The organism is Litoreibacter sp. (assembly GCF_058136045.1).
This window is the reverse complement of sequence record NZ_JBYVDD010000003.1, coordinates 591,656-615,308: the sequence shown is the minus strand read 5'-3', so window position 1 is coordinate 615,308 and position 23,653 is coordinate 591,656. Positions and strand designations below refer to the sequence as shown.

The 23,653-nt window shown below is 56.1% G+C and carries 24 protein-coding genes; 14 read left to right on the top strand and 10 right to left on the bottom strand.

The window, feature by feature from the left end; translation table 11 throughout:
• Nucleotides 1–86: 86 nt before the first annotated feature.
• From AC3Y7R_RS04345 to AC3Y7R_RS04335, 3 genes are all read left to right on the top strand, one after another.
• Entirely contained in the window at nt 87–1,028 is a 942-nt protein-coding gene (locus tag AC3Y7R_RS04345; protein WP_490040779.1) for a hydrogen peroxide-inducible genes activator, read from the top strand.
• 137 nt (nt 1,029–1,165) lie between these two features.
• Nucleotides 1,166–2,125 carry a lipoyl synthase gene (lipA, locus tag AC3Y7R_RS04340; RefSeq protein ID WP_490040778.1) on the top strand — a complete coding sequence of 320 codons (960 nt, stop codon included), beginning with the start codon at nt 1,166–1,168 and terminating at the stop codon, nt 2,123–2,125.
• Nucleotides 2,126–2,326: 201 nt separating this feature from the next.
• On the top strand, nt 2,327–3,004 hold the full coding sequence (locus tag AC3Y7R_RS04335) for a 2TM domain-containing protein (RefSeq protein ID WP_490040777.1): 678 nt from the start codon (nt 2,327–2,329) through the stop codon (nt 3,002–3,004).
• 58 nt (nt 3,005–3,062) lie between these two features.
• Here the strand turns inward: AC3Y7R_RS04335 and AC3Y7R_RS04330 are convergent, their stop codons facing one another.
• Together AC3Y7R_RS04330 and hpt are read right to left on the bottom strand one after the other, a co-directional pair.
• Nucleotides 3,063–3,242, bottom strand: coding sequence for a hypothetical protein (locus AC3Y7R_RS04330; RefSeq protein WP_490040776.1), 180 nt, complete (start codon nt 3,240–3,242; stop codon nt 3,063–3,065).
• Entirely contained in the window at nt 3,239–3,775 is a 537-nt protein-coding gene (gene hpt, locus AC3Y7R_RS04325) for a hypoxanthine phosphoribosyltransferase (RefSeq protein ID WP_490040775.1), read from the bottom strand. The genes AC3Y7R_RS04330 and hpt overlap by 4 nt, the downstream gene beginning before the upstream one ends.
• Before the next feature lie 76 nt (nt 3,776–3,851).
• Here hpt and AC3Y7R_RS04320 point away from each other — a divergent pair, with 76 nt between their 5' ends.
• Both AC3Y7R_RS04320 and AC3Y7R_RS04315 read left to right on the top strand, forming a co-directional pair.
• Complete coding sequence (locus AC3Y7R_RS04320; RefSeq protein WP_490040979.1) at nt 3,852–4,307, top strand: type II toxin-antitoxin system RatA family toxin; 456 nt, start codon at nt 3,852–3,854, stop codon at nt 4,305–4,307.
• Between the two features lie 122 nt (nt 4,308–4,429).
• On the top strand, nt 4,430–5,296 hold the full coding sequence (locus tag AC3Y7R_RS04315) for a glycosyltransferase (protein WP_490040774.1): 867 nt from the start codon (nt 4,430–4,432) through the stop codon (nt 5,294–5,296).
• A gap of 4 nt (nt 5,297–5,300) precedes the next feature.
• On the opposite strand, the gene mnmA is transcribed toward AC3Y7R_RS04315, so the two are convergent.
• On the bottom strand, nt 5,301–6,449 hold the full coding sequence (mnmA, locus tag AC3Y7R_RS04310; protein ID WP_490040773.1) for a tRNA 2-thiouridine(34) synthase MnmA: 1,149 nt from the start codon (nt 6,447–6,449) through the stop codon (nt 5,301–5,303).
• 129 nt (nt 6,450–6,578) lie between these two features.
• Between mnmA and sciP the strand changes: the two genes are divergently transcribed.
• The 5 genes from sciP to AC3Y7R_RS04285 all read left to right on the top strand — a co-directional run bounded on the left by sciP (nt 6,579) and on the right by AC3Y7R_RS04285 (nt 12,295).
• Entirely contained in the window at nt 6,579–6,881 is a 303-nt protein-coding gene (gene sciP / locus AC3Y7R_RS04305; RefSeq protein ID WP_490040772.1) for a CtrA inhibitor SciP, read from the top strand.
• A gap of 72 nt (nt 6,882–6,953) precedes the next feature.
• Nucleotides 6,954–7,676, top strand: coding sequence for a response regulator transcription factor CtrA (ctrA, locus tag AC3Y7R_RS04300; protein WP_490040771.1), 723 nt, complete (start codon nt 6,954–6,956; stop codon nt 7,674–7,676).
• A 165-nt stretch (nt 7,677–7,841) separates the two neighbouring features.
• Nucleotides 7,842–9,956, top strand: coding sequence for an NAD-dependent DNA ligase LigA (ligA, locus tag AC3Y7R_RS04295; RefSeq protein WP_490040770.1), 2,115 nt, complete (start codon nt 7,842–7,844; stop codon nt 9,954–9,956).
• A 5-nt stretch (nt 9,957–9,961) separates the two neighbouring features.
• Nucleotides 9,962–12,052, top strand: a complete 2,091-nt coding sequence (recG, locus tag AC3Y7R_RS04290; protein WP_490040769.1) for an ATP-dependent DNA helicase RecG — start codon at nt 9,962–9,964, stop codon at nt 12,050–12,052.
• A gap of 120 nt (nt 12,053–12,172) precedes the next feature.
• Entirely contained in the window at nt 12,173–12,295 is a 123-nt protein-coding gene (locus tag AC3Y7R_RS04285; RefSeq protein ID WP_490040768.1) for a hypothetical protein, read from the top strand.
• Between the two features lie 174 nt (nt 12,296–12,469).
• On the opposite strand, the gene AC3Y7R_RS04280 is transcribed toward AC3Y7R_RS04285, so the two are convergent.
• Nucleotides 12,470–12,922: an iron-sulfur cluster assembly scaffold protein gene (locus tag AC3Y7R_RS04280; protein WP_490040978.1), complete on the bottom strand. Its 453-nt coding sequence runs from the start codon at nt 12,920–12,922 to the stop codon at nt 12,470–12,472.
• Between the two features lie 81 nt (nt 12,923–13,003).
• Between AC3Y7R_RS04280 and hisI the strand changes: the two genes are divergently transcribed.
• Nucleotides 13,004–13,366: a phosphoribosyl-AMP cyclohydrolase gene (gene hisI, locus AC3Y7R_RS04275; protein ID WP_490040767.1), complete on the top strand. Its 363-nt coding sequence runs from the start codon at nt 13,004–13,006 to the stop codon at nt 13,364–13,366.
• Here the strand turns inward: hisI and gluQRS are convergent.
• The 6 genes from gluQRS to AC3Y7R_RS04245 all read right to left on the bottom strand — a co-directional run bounded on the left by gluQRS (nt 13,363) and on the right by AC3Y7R_RS04245 (nt 20,217).
• The gene (gene gluQRS, locus AC3Y7R_RS04270) at nt 13,363–14,229 is read right to left on the bottom strand and encodes a tRNA glutamyl-Q(34) synthetase GluQRS (protein WP_490040766.1); all 867 of its coding nucleotides are present in this window, start codon (nt 14,227–14,229) and stop codon (nt 13,363–13,365) included. The two genes, hisI and gluQRS, sit on opposite strands and share 4 nt — an antisense overlap.
• Nucleotides 14,229–14,840 (bottom strand): class I SAM-dependent DNA methyltransferase, encoded by a 612-nt coding sequence (locus AC3Y7R_RS04265; protein ID WP_490040765.1) that lies wholly within the window; start codon nt 14,838–14,840, stop codon nt 14,229–14,231. The genes gluQRS and AC3Y7R_RS04265 overlap by 1 nt, the downstream gene beginning before the upstream one ends.
• A 27-nt stretch (nt 14,841–14,867) precedes the next feature.
• Nucleotides 14,868–16,223 carry a methylenetetrahydrofolate--tRNA-(uracil(54)-C(5))-methyltransferase (FADH(2)-oxidizing) TrmFO gene (gene trmFO / locus AC3Y7R_RS04260; protein ID WP_490040764.1) on the bottom strand — a complete coding sequence of 452 codons (1,356 nt, stop codon included), beginning with the start codon at nt 16,221–16,223 and terminating at the stop codon, nt 14,868–14,870.
• A 91-nt stretch (nt 16,224–16,314) separates the two neighbouring features.
• Complete coding sequence (gyrA, locus tag AC3Y7R_RS04255) at nt 16,315–19,074, bottom strand: DNA gyrase subunit A (protein WP_490040763.1); 2,760 nt, start codon at nt 19,072–19,074, stop codon at nt 16,315–16,317.
• Nucleotides 19,075–19,174: 100 nt separating this feature from the next.
• Complete coding sequence (locus AC3Y7R_RS04250; protein WP_490040762.1) at nt 19,175–19,639, bottom strand: disulfide bond formation protein B; 465 nt, start codon at nt 19,637–19,639, stop codon at nt 19,175–19,177.
• A 2-nt stretch (nt 19,640–19,641) separates the two neighbouring features.
• Nucleotides 19,642–20,217 (bottom strand): YqaA family protein, encoded by a 576-nt coding sequence (locus AC3Y7R_RS04245; RefSeq protein WP_490040761.1) that lies wholly within the window; start codon nt 20,215–20,217, stop codon nt 19,642–19,644.
• 127 nt (nt 20,218–20,344) lie between these two features.
• Here AC3Y7R_RS04245 and ypfJ point away from each other — a divergent pair, with 127 nt between their 5' ends.
• The 3 genes from ypfJ (at nt 20,345) to AC3Y7R_RS04230 (ending at nt 23,650) form a co-directional block, all read left to right on the top strand.
• Entirely contained in the window at nt 20,345–21,205 is an 861-nt protein-coding gene (ypfJ, locus tag AC3Y7R_RS04240) for a KPN_02809 family neutral zinc metallopeptidase (protein WP_490040760.1), read from the top strand.
• A 99-nt stretch (nt 21,206–21,304) separates the two neighbouring features.
• Nucleotides 21,305–22,339 carry a TRAP transporter substrate-binding protein gene (locus AC3Y7R_RS04235; RefSeq protein ID WP_490040759.1) on the top strand — a complete coding sequence of 345 codons (1,035 nt, stop codon included), beginning with the start codon at nt 21,305–21,307 and terminating at the stop codon, nt 22,337–22,339.
• 66 nt (nt 22,340–22,405) lie between these two features.
• Nucleotides 22,406–23,650 (top strand): flavin-dependent oxidoreductase, encoded by a 1,245-nt coding sequence (locus AC3Y7R_RS04230; protein WP_490040758.1) that lies wholly within the window; start codon nt 22,406–22,408, stop codon nt 23,648–23,650.
• Nucleotides 23,651–23,653 lie beyond the last annotated feature (3 nt).

Sequence of the window (23,653 nt, the reverse complement as noted above, 5' to 3'; positions counted from 1 at the left end):
TAACTACATGAAATCTAAAGCCACCTTCACCCTAATTTGGAATTATTAAAAGTTGCATTTTTTTCTTGCTGCCATAAGTTTTACCAATGAAAATAACTCTACGACAATTGCGCTATTTTGTGGCCTTGGCAGACACCCGATCTTTTGGGCTGGCGGCGGCACGCGTGAATATCTCACAACCTGCTTTATCACTGCAAATCAAAGAGATAGAGACGTCTTTGGGCACCCTCCTTGTGGAGCGTTTACCCCGCGACATTCGCCTGACACGCGCCGGAGAAGATGTGCTAGCCCGCGCCCGCGTGATTCTTGCGCAGGTCCATGACCTAGAGCAGGCGGTGCGTTGGCAGGATGGGTTAAGCGGAGAGCTACGACTGGGGGTGATTCCAACCGTGGCCCCCTATGTTTTGACCCAACTTTTAGCGCGACTGCACCGCGAGGAGCCGCAGCTTGAAATTCGGGTGCGCGAGGCCCTGACCGAGCGGCTGATCGAGGGGGTCGTGAACGGGCGGTTGGATGCGGCGATTATGGCGCTGCCTGTGGAGGATGCGCGGCTGGTGGCGACGCCGCTTTGTGAAGATCGGTTTTTGCTGGCGGGAACAGAGGGCCGGATCGCAGCACTTGGTCGTGGGGTAGAGCGGCTTCGCCCCAAACAAATCGACCCCGATCATCTGTTGTTATTGGATGAGGGGCATTGTCTTGCGGATCAGGCATTAGAAGTGTGCGGCCTAAAGGGGCGCGGGCAGTTGGATATGGGGGCCTCGTCTCTGGCGACATTATGCGGCTTGGTTGAGGGCGGGTTTGGCCTGACTTTTATGCCGGAACTTGCGGCGCATAGTGAAACCAGCGGTAAACGGATAGAATTGCTCCGCTTTGCCGCCCCGGAGCCGTCGCGGAGCTTGGTGTTGGTGCGGCGCAAAAGCTCTAGCGATGCGGGGTGGGTCGAAGGCTTGGCGGCGCATATTCGGGAGGCCTGCGCGTTCGAGCTGGCACGGTGCCGGAAAGACATTTGCCCGGAAAGGCCGACTTGACTGGCAACAGGGGCCGAACAGGTCTAAGTATAGGTAAATCTGATGTTTGCTTTGTCACATGGTTGTGTGGCAGGATATAGTTTAGCATTAAACTAGTTTTGAGCCTTAAGGCAGAACACTCAAAAGGAGCGACGTGAATGGCCCCCCGTGATCTATCCATTCCTAGCCAACGCCACCCTGAAAAGCAAAAGCGTCCGGATAATGTTCAGCCCAAGAAACCCGCGTGGATCAGGGTTAAGGCCCCCATGGGCGAAGGCTACAAAGAAACGCGCAATATCATGCGCGAGCACAAGTTAACGACCGTGTGTGAAGAGGCCGGTTGCCCCAATGTGGGCGAATGCTGGAACCAAGGCCACGCCACGATGATGATCATGGGCGAGGTCTGTACCCGCGCCTGCACCTTCTGCAACATCGCGACAGGCAAACCGCCAGAGGATCTCGATGTGTTCGAGCCGGGCCGCGTGGCGGATGCGGTAAAAAAACTGGGGCTGAAGCACGTTGTCATCACCTCGGTCGACCGCGATGACATCGAGGACGGCGGGGCCGAGCATTTCGCCCAAACCATCCGCGCTATTCGCCGCCAGTCCCCCGACACGACCATTGAAATTCTGACGCCTGACTTTATTCGCTGTGATCCGTCGGTGCTTGAGATCGTTGTTAAGGCGCGACCGGATGTGTTCAATCACAATCTGGAAACCGTCCCCGGCCTGTATCCCGAAGTGCGCCCCGGCGCGCGGTACTTCCACTCCTTGCGCCTGTTACAGCGGGTGAAAGAGCTGGACCCGAGCATGTTTACCAAGTCCGGCATCATGGTGGGGCTCGGCGAGGACCGCCAATCGGTGATGCAGGTGATGGAAGACATGCGCGCCGCCGACATCGACTTCCTGACAATCGGGCAATATTTGCAACCCACGCCCAAACACCACATCGTGGACCGTTTCGTGACGCCCGAGGAATTCAAAGCCTACGAGAAAGCGGCGTTCGGCAAGGGGTTCTTGATGGTCTCGGCCACGCCTCTGACCCGCTCTAGCTACCACGCTGGTGACGATTTCGCCAAGCTGCGCGAAGCACGGATGGCAAAGCTAGGGCAGGGGTAGCCTCAAACCCTGTGACGCTTTGTAACCAAGTGAATATCCGCCCCGATGCGGCGCTGTTGCTGCGTTCAATGGGCGCTAGATTTTACCATTAGACGGCCATTGGCGGGGTGCTGTCAGGCTTGTGTCGGGGCGATGACGTGGGCAAAATAGCCCTCGTGGTCAATGTTTATGGCACCGTTTTGAGAGGCATTTGAGGAAGTTATGATCATACGTCGCTTACGTGAAGACCGAGGCTGGTCGCAGGAACAACTGGCGGAAACGTCTGGGGTCTCGGTGCGCACTATTCAGCGGATTGAACGGGGCGGGCGTGCCAGTTTGGAAACCCTTAAATGTTTCGCAGCGGTATTTGAAACAACCATTCCTGAGCTAAGGAAGGAAGACCAAATGCCCGAAAATATTGAACCAGACGTCACAAAACCGATCGAAGCTAGACCGCCCGTATCGCGCCCCATAAGCGAAGACATACCCGGCCTGAGCGAGGACGACAAAGCCGCCCTGCGCTATGCGCGATACCTGCGCGAATATGACACTTGGTGCGACGGTGAGCTTGGCCATGATGGCAGGGAGCATCAGCGCAAAGCCGGTGATCCGAACCTGTCAGCACAGGAAAACCGGATACTTACTCAGGTGCGGTGCGAGCGTGGATTTTATATCCTGTTGGCAAGTTTTTTGGCGATTCTCGGATTTCTGTTTGTTCTGAACATGATGACCAGCCCCGATACTATGTGGGTCATCTGGCCTGCGTTTGGCATGGGGATCATCACAGTGTTCTATGCAATGCAGGTCTTCGGGCGCGCGCATGCACTGGGCGATGAGTGGGAGCGCAAGCAAGTTGAGAAACGGTTGCGCCAAATTGCGGATCAACCGGGGCAGCGCTGAAAAGCGTGCCCGCGGCGGCCTGCTACCTACGGATTTTGATTGGGGTTAGAACCGGGGATTAGAACCGGGGGCGGCGGGGCATGCGCTCCATCGTGGCCCAGTCGGGCCAGCCGACGTAGTGCTCGAATAACGCAATGGCGATGCAGGCGGCGATCAGGCCGACCACCAGTTTAACACGGCGCTCTGAGGGTGGCCTGCGCGCCCAAACCGAGGCGCGCCAAAGCCAGCGCCAATTCATGTGAAGCGGACTTTGCCAATGTAGGGCAGGTTGCGGTTGCGCTGCGCGTAGTCGATGCCGTAGCCCACGACAAACTCATCGGGGATCTCAAAGCCGGTCCATGTGGCCTTGATGTCCACTTCGCGGCGGATGGGCTTGTCCAGCAGGGCAATCGTCTCGATCCGGGCCGGGTTGCGGCTTTTGAGCAGGTTCAGCACATGAGACAGGGTGAAGCCGGTGTCGACGATATCCTCGACAACCAGCACATCACGCCCGCCGATCTCGCCACGTAAATCCTTGAGAATGCGCACCTCGCGCGAGCTTTCCATGCCGTCGCCATAGCTGGAGGCCTCTAGGAAATCGACCTCAACAGGCAGCTCCAGCTCGCGCACCAAATCGGCGATGAACACAAACGAGCCACGCAGCAGGCCTACGACCACAAGCTTGTTCGTGCCTTCAAAGCGGTCGTGAATTTCGCGAGCCAGTTCTTCAATTCGGGCGGCAATGGACTTGGCGGAGATCATCTCGTCGATCACATAGGCTGGCTGAGACATGTTACCCTCTTGTATTTTGCGCGCTGCTAAGGGACACCGCTTCGACTGTTTGTTAATGCAGAGCTTAGATACGCCTATGCCAAGCCACCGCGAAAAACGCAAGCTGCCCCACAGTGCGCAAAAGATGTATGCGCTGGTGGGCGACGTTGCCAGCTACCCCGAATTCCTGCCGTGGTGTTCTGCGGCGCGCGTGCGCTCGCAAGTTCCGGAAGGTGATGCGGTGGTGATGCTGGCCGATCTGGTGATTAGCTTTAAAGTCTTCCGCGAACGCTTTGGCAGCAAGGTGACGCTGTGGGAAAGCGACATGAAGATCGACACGGAATACCTTGACGGGCCTTTTAAATTTCTAAAAAGCACTTGGAAATTTCATCATCTCAGCAAGAGCGAATGTGAAGTAGAATTTTTCGTCGACTTTGAATTTAAGAACCGCATTTTGCAGGGCGCAGCAGGCTTGTTCTTCAACGAGGCGATGCAACGGATTGTACGCGCCTTTGAAACCCGCGCAGATGCACTACATGGTGCAGCACAGTAACACCCAAGGCTTCCCCTTGGTTAAGTGATTGATTCCATCCGATATCATCGGCATCTTACCTCCATAAATAAGTAAAAAGTATGGGCTTAAAGCCCACGAGTAGTATTTAGAAGGTGATGTGTATGGAAGTGTTTTTCCAGATGCGGTTTTCCTATTGTGGAAAGCCGAGTGGTATTTTGCCATGTCGGACCAAAGCGTCCAAAATTTTGAATGAAGCGACAATATTGCGGCAGTTTGACCTGCTGGAGCGCGTGACCTTGCCGTCTTTGCGTGATCAAAGCGATCCGTCATTTCGCCTTGTCATATTGACCAGCGCGCGGATGCCCGAGGACTGCAAAGAGCATCTGACCTGGCTGTTAAATCACTACCTGCCGGGACGCTCTCAAGTCTTATATTCGCGCCCGATGATCCCGGGTCGGGTTTTTCGCCGCTTCATGCAAGGCCTTGGGCGTGGTGATGTGCCCGTGATCCAGACCCAAGTTGTGGAGGGGGATGCGTTCGGCACGCACTTTGTCCAAAAGCTGCGCGAGCATAGTATCGAGAGCTGGGCCAATGCGCCGGTCGGGACGGGTGGTCGGGCTGGCAAGACCTCCAAGAGCACCTTCTTGTCCTTTAAACGGGGGCTTAGTTTGGGAATGAAGCACAAGTGTTTTGTAGGTTTGGAGCAGGCCTCTACCCCCGCAACGCCCTTTGCACTCAGCCTCGTCTCAAGGCCTTCCAGCAGGTACAACCCGATGCTTATCAACCCAGATGGCTTAGGCGTGAAATTCCCGCATACCTCTATTATGACACAGGATTTTCACTGCTTGCGGGCGCAACGCGGTGAGCAAGGCCAACACATGAAGCCTGTAGAAGCCAAGCTTCTGGCACAGGCCGCGCGGGAGTTTAGCATCTTGCAAGCCCCACATAAAATTCCGACGCGACAAGACTTACCCCAATGTGAACCGATGGAGGTCGATGGGGTCGTGCGGTTTAGGCAGGCAGGCTAGCGCGCTAGTACCCGCGCCAAATCCAGCCGCCACCAAAGATGCGGCTGGAGCCCTCGTCATAGAATACGCAAGCCTGCCCCGGAGAGACGCCTTCCTCCGGGGTCAATAATTCCACCTCGGCCTCGGTCGCGGACAGCGGGCGAATGATTGCAGAGGCAGGTGCGCGCGTCGAGCGGACCCTGACGCCCACATGCCATTCCTCTTGGCTGTCAAAAGGCGTGTCGCCCAGCCAGTTAATTTCGCGCACTGGGATTTTACGGGTCGCCAAGGCCTCTTTCGGGCCGACAACCACATGCTTCTTGTCGACGTCCAACCTGACCACATACAGCGGCGTGGATAGCCCGCCAATGCCAAGCCCGCGACGCTGGCCGATGGTGTAATGGATCACGCCGTTATGGGTGGCCAGCACCTTGCCGTCCATGTCGACGATATCTCCGGGCTCGCCGGCCCCGGGGCGCAGCTTTTCAATAACCGCGGCGTAGTTCCCATCGGGGACAAAGCAAATGTCCATGCTGTCCGGCTTATCGGCCACCGCCAGCCCGTATTTGGCCGCCAGTGCCCGGGTCTCGGCCTTGGAGGCCAGATGCCCCAGCGGGAAGCGCAGGTAATCCAGTTGCGCCACGGTCGTCGAGAATAAGAAATAGCTTTGGTCGCGGTTGGCATCGGTTGCGGAGTGCAGCTCTGGCCCCAGTGCGCCCATTTTGCGTTGAATGTAGTGGCCCGTTGCCATGCAGTCGGCATCCAGATCCTTGGCGGTTTCCAGCAGGTCTTTGAATTTCACCCGCTCGTTGCAGCGGATACAGGGCACAGGCGTCGCGCCGCCAAGGTAGCTGTCGGCAAACTCGTCGATCACCGCATCCTTGAAGATGTTCTCATAGTCGAGCACGTAATGCGGGAACCCCATTTCCTCGGCCACGCGGCGCGCGTCATGAATATCGCGGCCCGCGCAACACGCGCCTTTTTTCGATAGGGCGGCGCCATGGTCATATAATTGCAAGGTGACGCCGACCACATCATAGCCGTCCTCGGCCAGTTGTGCGGCCACGACCGAGCTGTCCACGCCCCCCGACATCGCGACAACAACGCGGGTCTGGGAAGGGGGCTTGGCAAAGCCGAGCGAATTTAGGCGTCCAGGGGTCCAGTCCAATGCCATTTTGGCCTCCGTTGGGGGATAGGCAGAAATATAGGAAAATCTTAGCGAGTAACAAGGCCACGCTTCACCTCCCCTTAAGGCATCGGGCGCTAAACGGAAGAGGTTGTGAAACATTCGGGACGATTAATAATGTATCTGAAACGAGAAACTGGCCCACGTATGGTCACCTTGCCGGACGGCTCCACCATGAGTCGCGCAGACTTGCCAGACCCCACTACACGCCGCTGGGTGGCGAGTCGAAAAGCACTGGTTGTACGTGCGGTCGAGGCTGAATTAATAACTTCAGAGGAGGCTTGTTCGCTCTATAGCTTGTCTACCGAGGAGTTGGACGCATGGAGATCAGCCGTATCTGTCCATGGAATTCAAGCACTTAGGGCAACTTCTTTGCAAAATTATCGGCAATCTGGGGCGGATTCTGAACATAGTAAATGATGGTAACTTCGAATTAACCTTTTACGCATTAGTGTTAACATATCTGAGGGGAAGCTAATCGGAGACTACATAATGCGAGTTTTACTCGTCGAAGACGACCCAACTACAGCAAAGTCCATCTCGATGATGCTGACCCATGCAAACCTAAACGTCTATTCTACGGATTTAGGCGAAGAAGGTATCGATCTAGCCAAATTATATGACTACGATCTTATTTTATTAGACCTGAATCTGCCTGATATGACTGGGCATGAGGTCTTGCGACAATTGCGGCAAGCGCGGATTGATACCCCTATCCTGATTTTATCGGGCGCAGATGACACTGAAAGCAAGCTTAAAGGGTTTGGTTTCGGGGCGGACGACTATTTGACCAAGCCGTTTCATCGCGAAGAACTTGTTGCCCGCATTCATGCAATCATCCGGCGCTCTAAAGGTCATTCGCAGTCGATCATTCAAACCGGGTCCATTGCTGTCAATCTGGATGCAAAAACTGTTGATGTTGATGGAACGCCCGTGCACCTGACAGGTAAAGAATATCAGATGCTAGAATTGCTCAGCCTGCGCAAAGGAACAACTCTGACGAAGGAGATGTTCCTGAACCACCTGTATGGCGGTATGGATGAGCCCGAGCTGAAGATCATTGATGTGTTTATTTGTAAGCTGCGCAAGAAGCTGGCAACGGCGACTGGTGGCGAAAACAATATCGAGACGGTCTGGGGGCGCGGCTATGTTTTGCGCGATGCCCAACCCGCATCAAACACTGGGCAAGAAAAACGCCTCGCCGCGAACGCCTGAAAACAATCCAAACACGCTATTGGCGGTGTGCAACTTTGTTGTGCGCCGCTTTTTTTCGCCGCCCAATCTAGCGTCAATGTCTGGACGGGCCTGCTTTCTCGCCATATCTAAAGGAAAGGTTGGGCGAGGGGGCGAATGGTGAAATCGACTGGCACTGAAATTTTGATGATGCCCACTCAGCTGACGCGTGATCAAGCGTCACTGGAGTTGACGCGCCTTGCATCTGTCCTGCATGCGGCCAATTCAAAGTATTACGGCAAGGATGATCCCGAAATCAGCGACGCTGAATATGATGCACTTAAGCGTCGAAACAGCGAGATCGAGGAGATTTTCCCCGATTTAAAGCGCAGTGACAGCCCCAGTGAACAAGTGGGCGGGCCTTTGGCCGATGGGTTCAGCAAAATCCAGCATGAAGTTCGAATGCTATCATTGGGAAATGCGTTTGACCCATCTGATGTTGTCGAGTTTGACACGCGCGTTCGCAAATATCTTGGGCTGGATTCGACCGAAGCGCTCTCATATATTGCGGAGCCCAAAATTGACGGGCTTTCACTGTCGTTACGGTATGAGCAAGGGGTGTTGGTTTACGCCGCGACTCGTGGTGACGGAACGGTTGGGGAAAATGTGACGGCAAACGCGCGAATGGTCTCAAACATCCCGAAACGGCTGAAAGACGCACCGGATGTCTTAGAAGTGCGTGGCGAAGTTTATATGAGCCATGCAGATTTTTCAGATTTGAATGCGGTGCAAGAGCGTGCGGGCGCAAAAAAATTCGCCAATCCGCGTAATGCCGCCGCCGGCTCCCTGCGCCAACTCGATGCAACGATCACAAAATCACGTCCATTGGCATTTTTTGCCTACGCATGGGGGGCCTTGTCCGCCCCGCTGGCCAAAACCCAAATGGCGGCAATCGAGCAGCTCTCTTCTTTAGGCTTTCAAACCAACCCGCTCACCAAGTTATGCGATGGGCCAGACGCCTTGATCGCACATTACGCGGATATAGGTTCGGCGCGACCCAGTTTGGGTTATGATATCGACGGCGTCGTTTACAAAGTGAACGATCTGGCTTTGCAGCGCAGGCTTGGGTTTCGCTCAACGACACCAAGGTGGGCCATCGCCCATAAATTTGCCGCAGAATTAGCGTGGACCAGGTTGGAGGCCATTGAAATTCAGGTGGGTCGCACGGGGGCATTATCCCCGGTGGCGCGCTTGGCGCCGGTGACTGTTGGTGGGGTCGTGGTCTCGAATGCGACGCTTCACAATGAAGATTATATTCTTGGCTTTGACAGCAAGGGGCAGGTCATTCGGGACGGCAAAGACATCAGAGAGGGCGATCTTGTTCAAGTTTACCGTGCTGGTGATGTGATCCCGAAAGTTGCAGATGTCGATTTAACAAAGCGGGTAAAAGACGCAAAACCATTCGAATTTCCCAGCACTTGCCCCGAATGCGGCTCGATGGCAATTCGTGAGGAAGGCGATGCCGTTCGCCGATGTGTTGGGGGGCTTATTTGCCCGGCGCAAGCCGTCGAAAAGCTAAAGCATTTTGTCGGCCGTGGCGCGTTTGATGTTGAAGGATTGGGGGCGAAACAGGTTGAATTTTTCTACCATGATGAACAACTCCCGGTGCGCGAGCCTGCGGATATCTTCACCCTTCGGGCGCGGGACGCTGCACTTTTGAGCAAGCTTAAAAACCGCGATGGCTGGGGCGATACCTCGGTTGCTAAACTGTTTGATGCGATTGATGAGCGGCGAAACATAGCACTCAACCGGGTTATTTTTGCCCTTGGAATACGCCATGTGGGTGAAGGTGCCTCGAATTTACTGGCACACCATTACGGGGAGTGGAGCAGTTTCGAGCAGGCCATGCGCCATGCCGAACCGCAAGAAGGTACGGCCTGGGAAGAATTGTTGTCAATTGACGGGGTCGGTGCAACCATGGCGGCATCCGTGAGCCATGCATTTTCTCAAGAGGCCGAGTTTGCCTCGATATCGCGGCTCGTTGCAGAATTGCAGATACAACCGATGGCTAAAGCAGATAGCAATGGCAGCCCGGTGGAGGGGCAGGTTGTGGTGTTCACTGGGAAGCTGGAAAAAATGACCCGTGCGGAGGCCAAAGCGCGTGCCGAAGCTTTGGGGGCCAAAGTATCCGGTAGTGTTTCGGTGAAAACCGACCTGCTAATTGCAGGTCCCGGCGCGGGATCGAAGGCATCTAAGGCCACTGATTTGGGCATAAAAGTTATTGATGAGGACGATTGGATCGCCCTCATCGGGGACGCTTGAGCGCTATGGCTGGCCGCCCAGAAATTTTATTTCCACTTTTCAGTGCGGTAACCGAGCTGGATGGTGTTGGCCCTAAAACGGCCAAGCATTTTGAGCAAATGGGGATCGAAAAGATTCGCGACCTTCTGTTCACGTTGCCTCAGTCGGGAATAGACCGCACGGTCCGAGCTTCCGTGCAAGATGCCGTGTTGCCGGACGTGGTGACGGTCGAGGTCGAGATTGGAATACATGTTCCGCCGCGTAGCCGTGGACGCCCGTACCATATCCATGTTCGGGACGAGAAGCTGGAGTTTCGGTTGGTGTTTTTCCATGCCCATGGCGATTATTTGCAAAAGCAGATGCCAACAGGGCAGCGGCGGGTGGTTTCTGGCAAGGTTGAAATGTTTGATGGGCTGGCGCAAATGGTGCACCCCGATTACATGCTGCCCCCCACCAAGCGCGATGAAATACCCGAGTTTGAGCCGGTTTACCCGTTAACCCAAGGGATTACGCAGCGGGTGATGCAGAAAGCGTCGCAATCAGCTTTGAGCCGCATTCCGGAAACGGCGGAATGGATCGATCATAATCAAAAAGACAAAGCCGGCTGGCCCGATTGGAGTGATGCAATTCGGTCCGCCCATACGCCTACAAAACTGTCGGAGATTTCTCCTCAAAACCCAAGCCGAGAGCGCTTGGCCTATGATGAATTTTTTGCGCATCAACTGACCCTTGGGCTGGCGCGTGCGACAGTGCGCTCCAAACCGGGTGTTTCAAGCAAGGCAACTGGTCACCTTCAAACGCGCGTACTTGCCGCTTTGCCGTATGATCCGACAGGTGCGCAATCGCGTGCCATAGCTGAAATTGCAGCCGACATGGCCGCTCCGGTTAAGATGAACAGGTTGCTTCAAGGCGATGTCGGAGCGGGGAAAACACTGGTTGCTTTCATGGCTTTACTGGCGGCGGTCGAGGCCGGTGGGCAGGGTGTCATGATGGCCCCAACGGAAATTTTGGCACGTCAACACCATCAAAGTTTGGTTCCATTGGCCAAGGATGCTGGGGTCGTTTTGGAGCTGCTAACAGGGCGTGACAAAGGAACAGAGCGGTCCGCCAAAGTGAAGGCACTGGCTGCTGGTGAAATTCATGTCTTGGTTGGGACACATGCAGTTTTCCAAAAGGATATTGAATTCAATGATTTAAGATTGGCTGTGGTGGATGAGCAGCATCGGTTCGGCGTTAATCAACGCTCGGAGTTGGGGGCAAAGGGGCGGGCGGTTGACGTCTTGGTGATGACCGCGACACCGATCCCACGCTCGCTGGCTTTGGCCCAATATGGGGACATGGATATCTCGGTTTTGGACGAAAAACCACCTGGCCGAAAACCAATTGCCACTGCGACCGTTTCAACGGCCCGCATTGACGAGGTGGTGGAGAAATTACGCGGAACGATTGAGCAGGGGCGTCAAGTCTATTGGGTCTGTCCCTTGGTCGAGGAAAGCGAGCTAAGTGACAAAACCGCTGCTGAGGATCGGTTCAAACGACTTCGTGCGGCGTTAGGCGAAGGCGTCGTCGGGTTGGTCCACGGCCAAATGCCTCCGGCAGAGAAAGATGCTGCGATGGCCCGGTTCGTGGCCGGGGGCACCTCGGTCTTGGTTGCGACAACGGTTATTGAGGTTGGGGTGGATGTCCCCAACGCCACAATTATGGTGATTGAGCGCGCCGAGACGTTTGGCTTGGCGCAGCTTCATCAGCTACGGGGGCGGGTTGGACGCGGGGATGCGGCCTCGACCTGTCTGTTATTATTCCAAGATCCCCTTTCAGAAACCGCGAAACGCCGCCTTAAGATCATGCGCGAGACCGAAGATGGATTCCGCATTTCCGAAGAGGATTTGGCAATGCGCGGGGCAGGAGATTTGATCGGCACTGCGCAAAGTGGGCTGCCTAAGTTCCGTATTGCTGACATGGAAAGCCAAACGGCATTGATGGCTGTGGCTCAAAGTGATGCGCGAAAACTACTGGCGGAGGATCCAACCCTAAATTCTAAGCGTGGGCAGGCTGCGCGTGTTCTCCTTTGGCTGATGGAACAAGATAAGGCGATTCGTTTAATATCAGTAGGTTAGGTGGTTTTCATCCCGAGGTGAGTGCATTTGTTCACAAATGTTCTTAAAAAGTTCTTTACATGCGCGCTTTAAAATGAGAACAAAGATGCAACAAGAAAACGACTTGAGGGAGCCTTTCACATGATCAACGATCTAAAGATAATCTTAGCCCGATCCCCAAAATCCCTAGCGCAGGATGCCGCTGGCATTACGGCCATTGGTGTGATGATGACTTTTGGGCTCTACATGCCGTCGCTTTTCTAAGAGTTAACTGCCTGCTGTCTGTTTCCTAGGCTCGAATGGTTCTCTGTCCCGTGACCATTCGAGGATGCGCAATGTTCCCCAAACAACACCGGCTGCCTCTTTCCCGGTATGCGTATCTGTCCTGATTAGACTAGCTGACTTGCCGCCGCGTCCCAAATGGGCGCGGCGGTTTTTTTATGCGCAATTTACGTTGCGGGCATGCTCCAGCGCTTCCGCAGTCGCGTCGAGCGCCAACATGATGGATGCGTGCCGGTTCTTAAATTCTTTTGCAGGAACAAGGACTTCCAGCCCGTGAAAAGGTGCATCCGGGATAGGGCCGTCGGATTTTAACATTGCTTTTAGTTGCGCCTGTGCCGCCAAGACCTCGGCCTCTGTGCGCCCGATAATGGCTCCAGCGACCACGCTGGCGGCGGCTTGACCCAATGCGCAGGCCTTCACATCTTGGCCAAATGCCGTGATGCGCCCATCCGCAACCTCCACATCTACCGTCACAGTCGAGCCGCATAACGGCGAGCGCCGTTTGATCGTGGCATGTGGCACCTCGAGCCTGTCGGTAAAGGGAATATCAGCGGCCAAGGCCAATATCTGGCCAGAGTAGAGCTTGATTAGATCGGAGTTCTCAGACATCTCGGCGGTCCCATCGGGTCTTTTCATCATGGTCAGAACCATAGATAAGCAGTTGTGTCGAGTTTGCAAAAGAGAAATCGAATGACCCGCTTTGATCCAGAGACGTTGACGTTCAACGAGCAGGGCTTGCTGCCTGTGATTGCCCAAGATCACCAGAGTGGTGAGGTCTTGATGCTTGCGTGGATGAATGCCGAGGCAGTGTCGAGAACACTTGAGAGTCGCCGCGTAACCTATTGGTCTCGTTCTAGAAAATCTTTATGGATTAAGGGTGAAAGCAGCGGAAACACGCAAGAGTTAGTTGACCTGCGGGTCGATTGTGACCGGGATTGCTTGCTGGCTATCGTGCGTCAGACGGGTCCGGCTTGCCACACCAATCGGCGGACATGTTTTTATACATCGGTTGAAACTGGCGCAGAAGTTGAGCTGTTGAAGCCAGAAAGCTAAAGCCCAACCATCCCTTTGATGTCTTGCGGTGTCAGCCCGTCTTGACGGTATTTGGAAATCGCCCGGGCGTCGTCTCGTTTGGCTAGCCGTTGGGCGTTATCATCGCGGATAAGTCGGTGATGGTGGTAAATTGGCGTGGGCAGGCCGAGCAGAGATTGCAAAACCACATGGATTTTGGTGGCCTCGAACAGGTCTTGCCCGCGCACCACATGGGTTATGCCTTGGGCCGCGTCATCAAGCACCACTGACAGGTGATAGGATGTGCCGAGATCGCGTCGCGCCAAAACAATGTCGCCAACCGTCTCGATGAGGTCTTCGGGGCTGAAGTGGATAACGCCGGATTGCCCATCAGGCCCTGCGCCGGTTTCGCGAAATGTGAACAGCTCATGATCCGCGGTCGCGGCCACCATATCCAGGCGCAGCGGATGGTTCGTGGGTCGCGGCGTTTTCGCAGAAGGTCGGGGGGTCTTACCGGCACAGGCCCGAGGGTAGATGAGCCCATCGGGACCATGCATCGGCACGCCTTCTTGGGGGGCTGATATGGCTGCTTGTATGTCGCGCCGACTACAGGTGCAGGGGTATAGCAGCGCTTGGTGCCAAAGCTGCTCAAGCGCCGAAGTATAGCGCCCCATTTGCTCTGATTGCCGCATCATCGGTTTTTGCCAGTCTAGGCCCAACCAAGTTAGATCCTCATAAATTTGCGCCTCCCATTCGGGGCGCGCACGCGATTGATCTATGTCTTCAATACGCAGAAGGAATTCACCCCCGTTAGCACGGGCTAAGTGTTGGGCCAGTAGCGCGGAAAAGGCATGGCCAAGATGAAGCGGTCCGGTTGGAGACGGGGCAAATCTAGTGCGAAACATTATTTCTTTTCAAACACATATATCATGGACTTAATCCCCATCCCAGGGAGGTGATCACCATAATTTTTGACGCGTGCCAAATGCCCTGCATCTTGCAGCCGTGCAACCCCGCGCAGATAGTCTTCATCCTCAAGCGCATGGTCATTGAGTGAAAACCCAAGCAACCCTCCCGAGGGGAGCAGGCCCATCAACACATCCATCAAAGAGGCGGGACCGGCACCGGTCGAGATGACGCCAATGGCGGAAATGGCATGGTACTGGCCCGTTTCGAACGGTAGGGGTTCGGCTAAATCCAGCTCGATTAATTTGCGAAAATATCCGGTTTTTTCGGCCTCTGACAACATGCCGCAAGACGGGTCCGCGCCATCAATCATGGTGAATCCTGCGGCGGTGAGCGCCGAGCCGGACAGGCCGGTGCCGCAGCCGTAGTCAAGCATGGGGCGGCTGAGGTCGGGGCAATATGGCGCCATGGCCTTAGCCAGTCGGGCGGGGGTCTGATACCCGTGCTCGCCCACTTCGGTGTCATAGCTGCCGGCCCATGCGTCATAAAGGTCGCGCGTGGCATCCTCGCCTGTGGTCTCATAGACTTTGTTTAAAAATTTATCTGTCATGAGACCAGCCTGACAAATTTGCGCGCGCTAGTCTACCCGCGTGCCTTCAAGCCAGTGCGACCAAGACGCCTTGGCGCGATCGGTGTACATTTTATAGCGGGTTTTCCGGTTCTTGCGTCCGGTTTTAGCGTCGACGACCGGAGGGAACAGGCCGAAGTTGATATTCATCGGCTGGAAGGTTTTCGCCTCGGCCCCGCCCGTAATATGCGTGACCAGCGCGCCCATTGCACAATCGGGTGGCGGTGGGGCAGTGATTGGCGCACCCAACATCTCGGCGGCGGCAAAGCGGCCAGCAAGCAGCCCCATAGCCGCAGATTCCACATAGCCTTCCACGCCAGTGATCTGTCCGGCAAAGCGCAAATGTGGCATGGATTTCAAACGCATCTGATCATCGAGCAGCGTCGGTGAGTTGATAAATGTGTTGCGGTGGATGCCACCAAGCCGCGCAAATTCAGCGTTTTCCAGACCGGGGATCATCCGCAAAACGTCCTTCTGCGCGCCGTATTTCATCTTGGTCTGAAAGCCCACGATGTTGAACAACGTGCCAAGCGCGTTGTCGCGACGCAGCTGCACAATGCCATAGGCTTTGATCTGGGGTTGATGCGGATTGGTCAGGCCGACGGGCTTCATCGGGCCAAACCGCAAGGTCTCGCGGCCACGTTCCGCCATCACTTCAATCGGCAGGCAGCCGTCGAAATAGCCCGCAGTTTCGCCCTCTTTGAACTCGGTTTTATCCGAGGCAAGTAGCGCGTCGATGAAGGCCTCGTAGGTGTCTTTGTCCATCGGGCAATTGAGGTAGGCGGTCTGGTCTTCCAGTGTCTCGCCCTTGTCATAGCGCGACTGGAACCATGCTTTGTCCATGTCGATGCTGTCAAAATAGATGATCGGCGCGATGGCATCAAAGAACGCCAGCGCGTCTTGCCCCGCCTCGGCCGCGATGGCGGCGGCAAGGTCGGGCGAGGTCAGCGGCCCAGTGGCGATGATCCAGTTTCCCGCCGTGGGCAAGCTCTCGATCGGCTCGTATGACACCGAAATATTGGGGTGTGCGGTCAGCGCGGCAGTGACGGATTGCGCGAACGGGTCGCGGTCCACGGCCAAGGCGCTGCCAGCGGGCAGGGCGTGTTTATCGGCCATTTCCATGATGATCCCACCAGCGGCGCGCATTTCCCAATGCAGCAGGCCAACGGCATTTTGCTCGCTATCATCCGAGCGGAAAGAGTTGGAGCACACCATTTCTGCCAGATCGCCCGTGCGATGCGCAAAGGTTTCCACCTTTGGGCGCATCTCGTGGATTACCACTTTGACGCCCATATTGGCGGCTTGCCATGCTGCTTCAGAACCGGCCATTCCGCCGCCGATGATATTTAGGATGTGATCTGTCATGCCAGCCACTTAGCGCAGGGCGCGCCCAAGCACAAAAGCAAAATGGCCGCCCTGTGAAGGACGGCCACCTGAAAAGCACTTGGACGAGAGTTTAGGAGGTTTCGCCGGGATTTTCATCCGAAACGACCTCATCCGCGTCGTCATCGCCGCCTTGGTCAGGGATATAGGCAACCGAGACGACTTCCTCGCCCTTGCCAGTATCAAAGACTTTGACACCACCGGCAGAGCGTGACCGGAAAGAGATGCCCTCGACGGGGCAGCGAATAGCTTGACCCTTGGACGTGGCCAACATGATCTGGTCCTCAATCGCGACGGGGAAGGAGGCGATAATCTCGCCGCCGCGCATCGCTTTGTCCATGGCCGTGACGCCCATGCCGCCGCGTCCGCGCACCGGATAGTCATGGCTGGAGCTGGTTTTGCCCGCGCCGCCCGTGGTCAGGGTCAGGATCAAATCCTCGAATGCGGCCATCTCGTCATAGCGGTCCTGGCTGATATCTCCAGCGACGGCTTCTTCGTCATCTGCATCAACATCGTCGCCTAAGCCCATGTTTGCACGACGCATTTTTAGATATGCTGCGCGCTCTGACGGGTCGGCCTCGAAGTGGCGGATGATCGACATCGAGACCACGTGCTGGCCGTCTTTGAGACGAATACCACGCACGCCTGTCGAGGCCCGCGACGAGAACACCCGCACATCGGTGGTCGGGAACCGGATAGCGCGCCCTGCATTGGTGATCAGCATAACGTCGTCATTCTCATCGCAGATGCGTGCGTTAACCATCTCGACGCCTTCGGGCAGTTTCATCGCGATCTTGCCGTTACGCATGACGTTGGTGAAGTCCGACAAGGCGTTGCGGCGCACGTCGCCTGCCGTGGTGGCGAAGATGATTTGCAAATCGCCCCAATCGTCCTCGTCACGGTCCACAGGTAGGATCGCCGCGATGGAAACCCCGGTTGGAATGGGCAAAATATTGACGATGGCCTTGCCCTTGGCGGTCCGGCCACCTTGGGGCAGGCGCCAAGTTTTAAGCTTATAGGCCATGCCGTCAGTCGTGAAAAACAGCAGTTGCGTATGAGTGTTGGCCACAAATAGTTGTGTGATCACATCGTCTTCTTTGGTGGACATGCCCGACAGGCCTTTGCCGCCACGACGCTGCGCGCGGAACTCGGCCAGAGGCGTGCGTTTGATCCAACCCGATTGGGTGATCGTAACGACAACGTCCTCTTTCTCGATCAGGTCTTCGTCTTCCATATCACCGGACCATTCCACGATCTCGGTGCGACGAGGGACGGCGAATTGTTCTCGTACATCCTTCAATTCATTGGAGATAATCTCCATGATCCGCTCGCGTGAACGCAAAATTGAAAGGTATTCGGTGATTTTGCCAGCTAAAATCTCCAACTCGTCGGTGACTTCTTTTACGCCAATTTGGGTCAGTCGTTGCAGGCGCAACTCCAAAATGGCGCGGGCTTGGGTCTCGGACAGGTGATAGGTGCCATCCTCGTTAACGGTATGGGTCGGATCGTCAATCAGGCGAATATAAGGCGCAATATCTGCCGCGGGCCATGCGCGCGACATCAGGCGCGAGCGGGCTTCGGCCGCGTCAGCGGAGGAGCGAATCGTCGCGACGATTTCATCAATATTGGTCACGGCGACGGCCAAGCCACATAAGATATGGCTGCGCTCGCGGGCTTTGCGCAGCTCGAACGCGGTGCGGCGCGCCACGACCTCTTCGCGGAAGGCCACGAAGTTGGTCAGGAAGGTGCGCAGGGTCAGCTGCTCGGGCTTGCCGCCGTTCAGCGCCAACATGTTGCACGCAAACGAGGTCTGCATCGGGGTGAAGCGGAACAGTTGGTTTAGCACCACTTCGGCGGTGGCATCGCGTTTCAGCTCGACCACAACGCGCACGCCAACACGATCCGATTCGTCTTGGACATGGCTGATGCCCTCAATGCGTTTGTCGCGGGCGGTTTCTGCAATCCGCTCGATCATCGTGGCTTTGTTCACCTGATACGGGATCTCGGTGATAATAATGGCGAAGCGGTCTTTGCGAATTTCTTCAACGTGGGTTTTGGAGCGCACAATGACCGAGCCGCGACCCTCGGTATAAGCCTTGATCGCGCCGGAGCGCCCCAGAATGATCCCGCCAGTCGGGAAGTCAGGGGCAGGAACGTAGTCCATCAACTGATGGGCGTCGAGGTCCGGGCTCTCGATTAGCGCTAGGGTGGCGTCGATCACTTCGCCCAAGTTATGGGGCGGAATATTGGTCGCCATGCCGACCGCGATGCCGCCAGCGCCGTTAACCAACATATTGGGGAAGCGGGCAGGCAAAACCGAAGGCTCACGGTCCTTGCCGTCGTAGTTGTCTTGGAAGTCGACGGTATCTTTTTCGATGTCAGCCAGCAGCGCGGAGGCGGGCTTGTCCATGCGCACCTCGGTGTAGCGCATCGCGGCGGGGTTATCGCCGTCCATCGAGCCAAAGTTGCCCTGCCCATCCAGCAGTGGCAGCGACATGGAGAAATCTTGCGCCATACGCACCAGCGCATCATAGATCGCGCTGTCGCCGTGGGGGTGGTATTTACCCATGACATCGCCCACCGGGCGGGCGGATTTCTTGTAGGATTTATCGTGCGTATTTCCGGTCTCGTACATCGCATAAAGGATGCGTCTGTGGACCGGTTTTAGCCCGTCACGAAGGTCTGGAATCGCGCGCGAGATGATCACGCTCATCGCATATTCAAGGAACGAGGTTTTCATCTCGTCCGCGATGTTGATCTGCGGCCCGTCGTGGTGCATGCGCTGTGGAGTGTTTTCTTCTTCGTTATCAGGGGTTTCCGGCGTGTCGTTCACGTTGGATCCGATCTTGTTTTTGGCGCGAAGCGCAAGGTCTATATCTAGCTGTTCAGACTATAGCCCATCCTAGGTTTGGTGTGCAATGGGGCGTGAATAGCTAGCCTTGGCGTCGCGCCGCGACCACCCACAGACCAGCCAAAAACAGCGATATGATGGCGTTCCATCCGGCCATGGAAATACCTGCCAATTGCCATGCAATATCATCACACATGATGATCACCTCGCCCACATCTGTAGACAGCAAATCCGCGCCTGACAGGTTGGCGATCCCCGCACCGTCCCCGGTGCAATCATTGGGGCCTTCCCACCATTTTTGCTCGACGCCCGCATGGTAGATACCGATCAGGCCGGTTGTGGCGGCAGCAAGCGCGCCGAGCCATGCCAGAATGCGGTTTGGAACAATCAAAAATACAGCACCGATTACAAAGGCGACAGCATGGGGCCAGCGTTGCCACAGGCACATTTTGCACGGTGGGTATCCTGCCATCTGGAACAAGAAGGCCCCCGCCAGCAACAGCGCGGAGCCACCAGCAGCAGTAACCACGATTTGTGTGCGAGACATGCTCATAAGAACCTCACCAATATAAAGCTGCCCAACAAGGCGACTAAGAACAGGGTCATGACCATCCCCAAACGCCGCTCGATAAAGTCGCGGATCGGGTCGCCAAATTTCCACAGCAAAGCAGCAACGATAAAGAACCGGCCACCGCGTGCGATGATGGATGTAACAAGGAATGTTCCCAAAGGCATCCCCGTCCAGCCTGACATGATCGTGATCACCTTATAGGGGAATGGCGTGAGGCCCGCGATCAAGACAGGCCAGAACCCTAAGTCATTGAAACGAGTGTTGAATTCCGCTGCCTTGTCGGCTTTGCCAAAGGCTTCCAAGATGGGCTGGCCGATGGTCTCGAACGCCAAGGCGCCGATGGCATAGCCCAAAAGCCCGCCCAGCACCGAGGCAAACATCGCGATACCCGCAATGACAAAGGCCTTGTTGGGGCGCGCGATGATCATTGGAATCATCAAAATATCGGGGGGAATGGGAAAGAAAGAGCTTTCCGCAAAAGCGATCAGCGCCAATACCCATAGGGCATAGGGGTGGTTCGCCATGGACAAAGTCCAATCGTAGAGACGTTTCATTCTATATGTCCTGCATCCCGCAAATGGTCCTGACCTATGGTTGTCGGTTGCCAAACGGGGGTTATTTGCCTTCTATACATAGCATGGCTCGAATAGGGGCCTCAAGTCCAGCAAGAGGAGCATTCATATGCGTTGGAAGGGTCGGCGGAGCAGCCGCAACATTGAAGATCGTCGCATGCAAGGTGGTGCTGGGCGTGGCGCGAAGGCTGGCGGAATTGGCGGCGTTGGCTTGATTGCGGTGTTGGTCATCGGATATTTCCTCGGCGTTGATGTGACGCCGCTGTTGCAAGGTGGCGGTACAGGTTCTGCGGTTTCAACGGGCGGAGAAATCACCCAAGCCGACAAAGACGCAGGCAAATTCGTCTCGGTGGTGCTGGCCGACACCGAAGAGGTCTGGAGCGAGATTTTCAAGAAGGAACTCGGCGCAGTCTATAAGCCCGCAACTTTGGTTTTGTTTAAAGGCGGCACCCAAAGCCCCTGCGGCGGGGCCTCTGGCGCCTCGGGGCCGTTTTATTGCCCGGTGGATAAGAAGGCCTATCTGGACACGGAATTCTTTAGCACTTTATCGCGCAAGATGGGGGCAGGCGGGGATTTTGCCGCGGCCTATGTTGTGGCCCATGAAATAGCCCATCACGTTCAAAACGAGTTGGGTATCCTGAGCAAGGCAAACGCCATTCGCAAACAGGTCAGCCTGATGGAGAGCAATTCAATCTCGGTGCGTATCGAGTTGCAGGCGGATTGCCTGTCCGGTGTCTGGGCGCGCTACGCGCAGGCCCGGTTCAACTCGCTCGAGAGCGGGGACCTCAAAGAGGCCATTAACGCGGCCAAGCAGATCGGTGACGACACATTACAACGTAACGCAGGTCGCCGCCCGAATCCTCATAGTTTTACCCATGGCACCTCTGAGCAGCGCCAGCGCTGGTTCACGAAAGGCTATAATAACCCAACAATACAAAGTTGTGATACGTTTAAACCTGAGGTGCTCTAAATTTTAGTTGGCAATGTCAATTAAAATGCCTAGCGTCGGAATTTCAAAAAGGCGCGCGGTACGACGTGCCGGATCAAACTATCTCTGGGAGGAGACCAAATGAAACACCTAATGAAGAGTGCTGCTATTGCAGCGCTGGCTCTCGGCATCAGCAATACTGCTAGTTTTGCGCAGGAGGTGACGCTTCGCTGTCAGCACTTCTTGTCGCCCAAAGCCTCTGTGCCGAAGTATTTCATGGAGCCTTGGGCCGAGAAGGTGATGGCCGACAGCAACGGGCGCATCAAGGTGGAGCTATATCCCGCGATGCAGCTTGGGGGCAAACCGCCTGCACTGTATGACCAGATCCGCGACGGGGTGATTGATTGCGGCTGGGCTTTGCCGGGCTACACACCGGGTCGCTTCCCTGAATCCGAGGTGTTTGAGCTGCCGTTCATGACCTCGATGAGCGCCGAAGACAGCTCCAAGGCCGTTTGGGAGTATAGCCAGAAGTATTTGTTGGAACGCATGGGCGATGTTCACCTGATTGCCACCCATGTTCACGGCCCCGGTGTCATCCACAAAAAGGGCGCGCCGATCATGCAGCCCTCTGACCTTGCGGGCGTCAAGCTGCGCGGCCCGTCGCGCCAAGCCAACAAACTGCTGGAAGCTTTGGGCGCGATTCCCGTGGGCATCCCTGTGCCTGCCTTCCCCGAGGCCCTGTCTAAAGGTGTCGTCGATGGCGGCGTGATCCCTTGGGAAATTGTCCCTCCGCTGAAAGTTCATGAGTTGACCGACAGTCACACCCAGATCGGTGGCGACCGCGCGCTTTATAATACCTTCTTTATTTGGGGTATGAATAAGGCCAAATATGACAGCCTACCTGATGATTTGAAGGCTGTGATTGATGCCAACTCCGGCCTTGCGACCTCGGCTGCGGCGGGGCTTGCGATGGATACGGGCGATAAAACCGGCCTGAAAGTCACCGAAGGGACTGACAATAAGATTGTCACGCTTGATGATGCGGCTGTGGCTGAGATGAAGGTGATCGGCGACGAGCTGACCGCCGCCTGGATTGCCGAGATGACCGAGAAGGGCCTCGATGGGGCCGCGATGGTTGCTGATGCGCAAGCGCTGGTAGCCAAGCATTCCGAATAATTTGGCAAGGTAAAGCAAAGGCCCCGCCGTAGCTGTGGGGCCTTTTTGCGGCCTTGGGAGGCACTCATGACAGTATTAATTGCAGGGGCCGGGATCGGCGGGCTGGCGCTTGGGCTATCGTTGCACCAAGTCGGGATACCGTTTCGTATTTTCGAGGCTGTACGGGAGATAAAACCGCTGGGCGTTGGCATTAATCTGCAACCCCATGCGGCACGAGAGTTGTTTGAGTTGGGGCTGGAGGACGCGCTGGATGCGGTGGGCCTGCGCACCCAAGAGGTCGCGTATTTCTCCAAACATGGCCAGTTGATCTGGTCCGAGCCGCGTGGGCAGGCCGCGGGCTATACCTGGCCGCAGTTCTCGATCCATCGCGGCGGCCTGCAAATGGCGCTCTATGATGCGTTGATAGAGCGGGCTGGTACGGAGGCTGTCACCCTTGGTCATGCGGTTGACGGCTGGAGCGAGACGCACGACGGCGTGAGCGTGTCCCTGATTGATCGCAGCAGTGGCGCCAGCTTGGGATCGGTGAGCGGATCGGCTCTGGTGGCCGCCGACGGCATCAACTCGACCCTGCGCGCAAAACTGTTCCCGGATGAGGGCGCCGCGCAATGGGGCGGCACGATGATGTGGCGCGGGACAACGGATGCGCCGGCATTCCTGAGCGATTGCTCGGTGGCGATGACGGGCAACAAGGACCAGAAATTCGTGTGCTACCCGATTGGGCGCACCGAAACTGGCGTGAAAATCAACTGGATCGCCGACCTGACCATGCCGCCGGATTATGACTGGCGCGCACAAGACTGGTCGCGTGAAGGCGCGCGGACCGAGTTTGCCGACCACTTCAAAGACTGGGCGTTTGACTGGCTCGATATTCCTGCGGTGATCGCGCAGGCGGACGGCGTATGGGAATATCCGATGGTGGACCGCGACCCGCTTGCGTGCTGGACCCACGGGCGGATGACGCTGCTGGGCGACGCGGCCCATGCGATGTATCCGATTGGCTCGAACGGGGCGTCGCAATGCATTCTGGACGCGCGCCATATGGCCGCCGCGATGCGCGATTGCGGCACTGTCGAAGCCGCGTTGCACCGTTATGAGGACATCCGCCGCGAAAACGTGAACGCTTTGGTGCTGGCCAATCGCGGTGACGGGCCGGATAAAATCCTTGATATAGTAGACGCGCGTGCGCCCGACGGGTTTGCGCAAATCGAAGATGTAATGTCGCATGAGGAATTGGACGGCTTGGCGAAGGCCTATAAATCGGTGGCAGGAATGGATGTGGACGCGCTGAATGCGCGGGCGCGGATCATCTGAGGG

Bases quoted from the DNA above. Each gene is read 5' to 3' on its own strand.
- AC3Y7R_RS04230 (WP_490040758.1), top strand. From the start codon at position 22,406: ATGACAGTATTAATTGCAGGGGCCGGGATCGGCGGGCTGGCGCTTGGG.
- AC3Y7R_RS04235 (WP_490040759.1), top strand. From the start codon at position 21,305: ATGAAACACCTAATGAAGAGTGCTGCTATTGCAGCGCTGGCTCTCGGC.
- AC3Y7R_RS04345 (WP_490040779.1), top strand. From the start codon at position 87: ATGAAAATAACTCTACGACAATTGCGCTATTTTGTGGCCTTGGCAGAC.
- AC3Y7R_RS04285 (WP_490040768.1), top strand. From the start codon at position 12,173: ATGATCAACGATCTAAAGATAATCTTAGCCCGATCCCCAAAATCCCTA.
- sciP (WP_490040772.1), top strand. From the start codon at position 6,579: ATGTATCTGAAACGAGAAACTGGCCCACGTATGGTCACCTTGCCGGAC.
- mnmA (WP_490040773.1), bottom strand. From the start codon at position 6,449: ATGGCATTGGACTGGACCCCTGGACGCCTAAATTCGCTCGGCTTTGCC.
- ypfJ (WP_490040760.1), top strand. From the start codon at position 20,345: ATGCGTTGGAAGGGTCGGCGGAGCAGCCGCAACATTGAAGATCGTCGC.
- hpt (WP_490040775.1), bottom strand. From the start codon at position 3,775: ATGTCTCAGCCAGCCTATGTGATCGACGAGATGATCTCCGCCAAGTCC.
- AC3Y7R_RS04330 (WP_490040776.1), bottom strand. From the start codon at position 3,242: ATGAATTGGCGCTGGCTTTGGCGCGCCTCGGTTTGGGCGCGCAGGCCA.
- AC3Y7R_RS04315 (WP_490040774.1), top strand. From the start codon at position 4,430: ATGGAAGTGTTTTTCCAGATGCGGTTTTCCTATTGTGGAAAGCCGAGT.
- AC3Y7R_RS04265 (WP_490040765.1), bottom strand. From the start codon at position 14,840: ATGACAGATAAATTTTTAAACAAAGTCTATGAGACCACAGGCGAGGAT.
- AC3Y7R_RS04280 (WP_490040978.1), bottom strand. From the start codon at position 12,922: ATGTCTGAGAACTCCGATCTAATCAAGCTCTACTCTGGCCAGATATTG.
- AC3Y7R_RS04245 (WP_490040761.1), bottom strand. From the start codon at position 20,217: ATGAAACGTCTCTACGATTGGACTTTGTCCATGGCGAACCACCCCTAT.
- ctrA (WP_490040771.1), top strand. From the start codon at position 6,954: ATGCGAGTTTTACTCGTCGAAGACGACCCAACTACAGCAAAGTCCATC.
- ligA (WP_490040770.1), top strand. From the start codon at position 7,842: ATGATGCCCACTCAGCTGACGCGTGATCAAGCGTCACTGGAGTTGACG.
- gluQRS (WP_490040766.1), bottom strand. From the start codon at position 14,229: ATGTTTCGCACTAGATTTGCCCCGTCTCCAACCGGACCGCTTCATCTT.
- recG (WP_490040769.1), top strand. From the start codon at position 9,962: ATGGCTGGCCGCCCAGAAATTTTATTTCCACTTTTCAGTGCGGTAACC.
- hisI (WP_490040767.1), top strand. From the start codon at position 13,004: ATGACCCGCTTTGATCCAGAGACGTTGACGTTCAACGAGCAGGGCTTG.
- lipA (WP_490040778.1), top strand. From the start codon at position 1,166: ATGGCCCCCCGTGATCTATCCATTCCTAGCCAACGCCACCCTGAAAAG.
- trmFO (WP_490040764.1), bottom strand. From the start codon at position 16,223: ATGACAGATCACATCCTAAATATCATCGGCGGCGGAATGGCCGGTTCT.
- AC3Y7R_RS04335 (WP_490040777.1), top strand. From the start codon at position 2,327: ATGATCATACGTCGCTTACGTGAAGACCGAGGCTGGTCGCAGGAACAA.
- AC3Y7R_RS04250 (WP_490040762.1), bottom strand. From the start codon at position 19,639: ATGTCTCGCACACAAATCGTGGTTACTGCTGCTGGTGGCTCCGCGCTG.
- AC3Y7R_RS04320 (WP_490040979.1), top strand. From the start codon at position 3,852: ATGCCAAGCCACCGCGAAAAACGCAAGCTGCCCCACAGTGCGCAAAAG.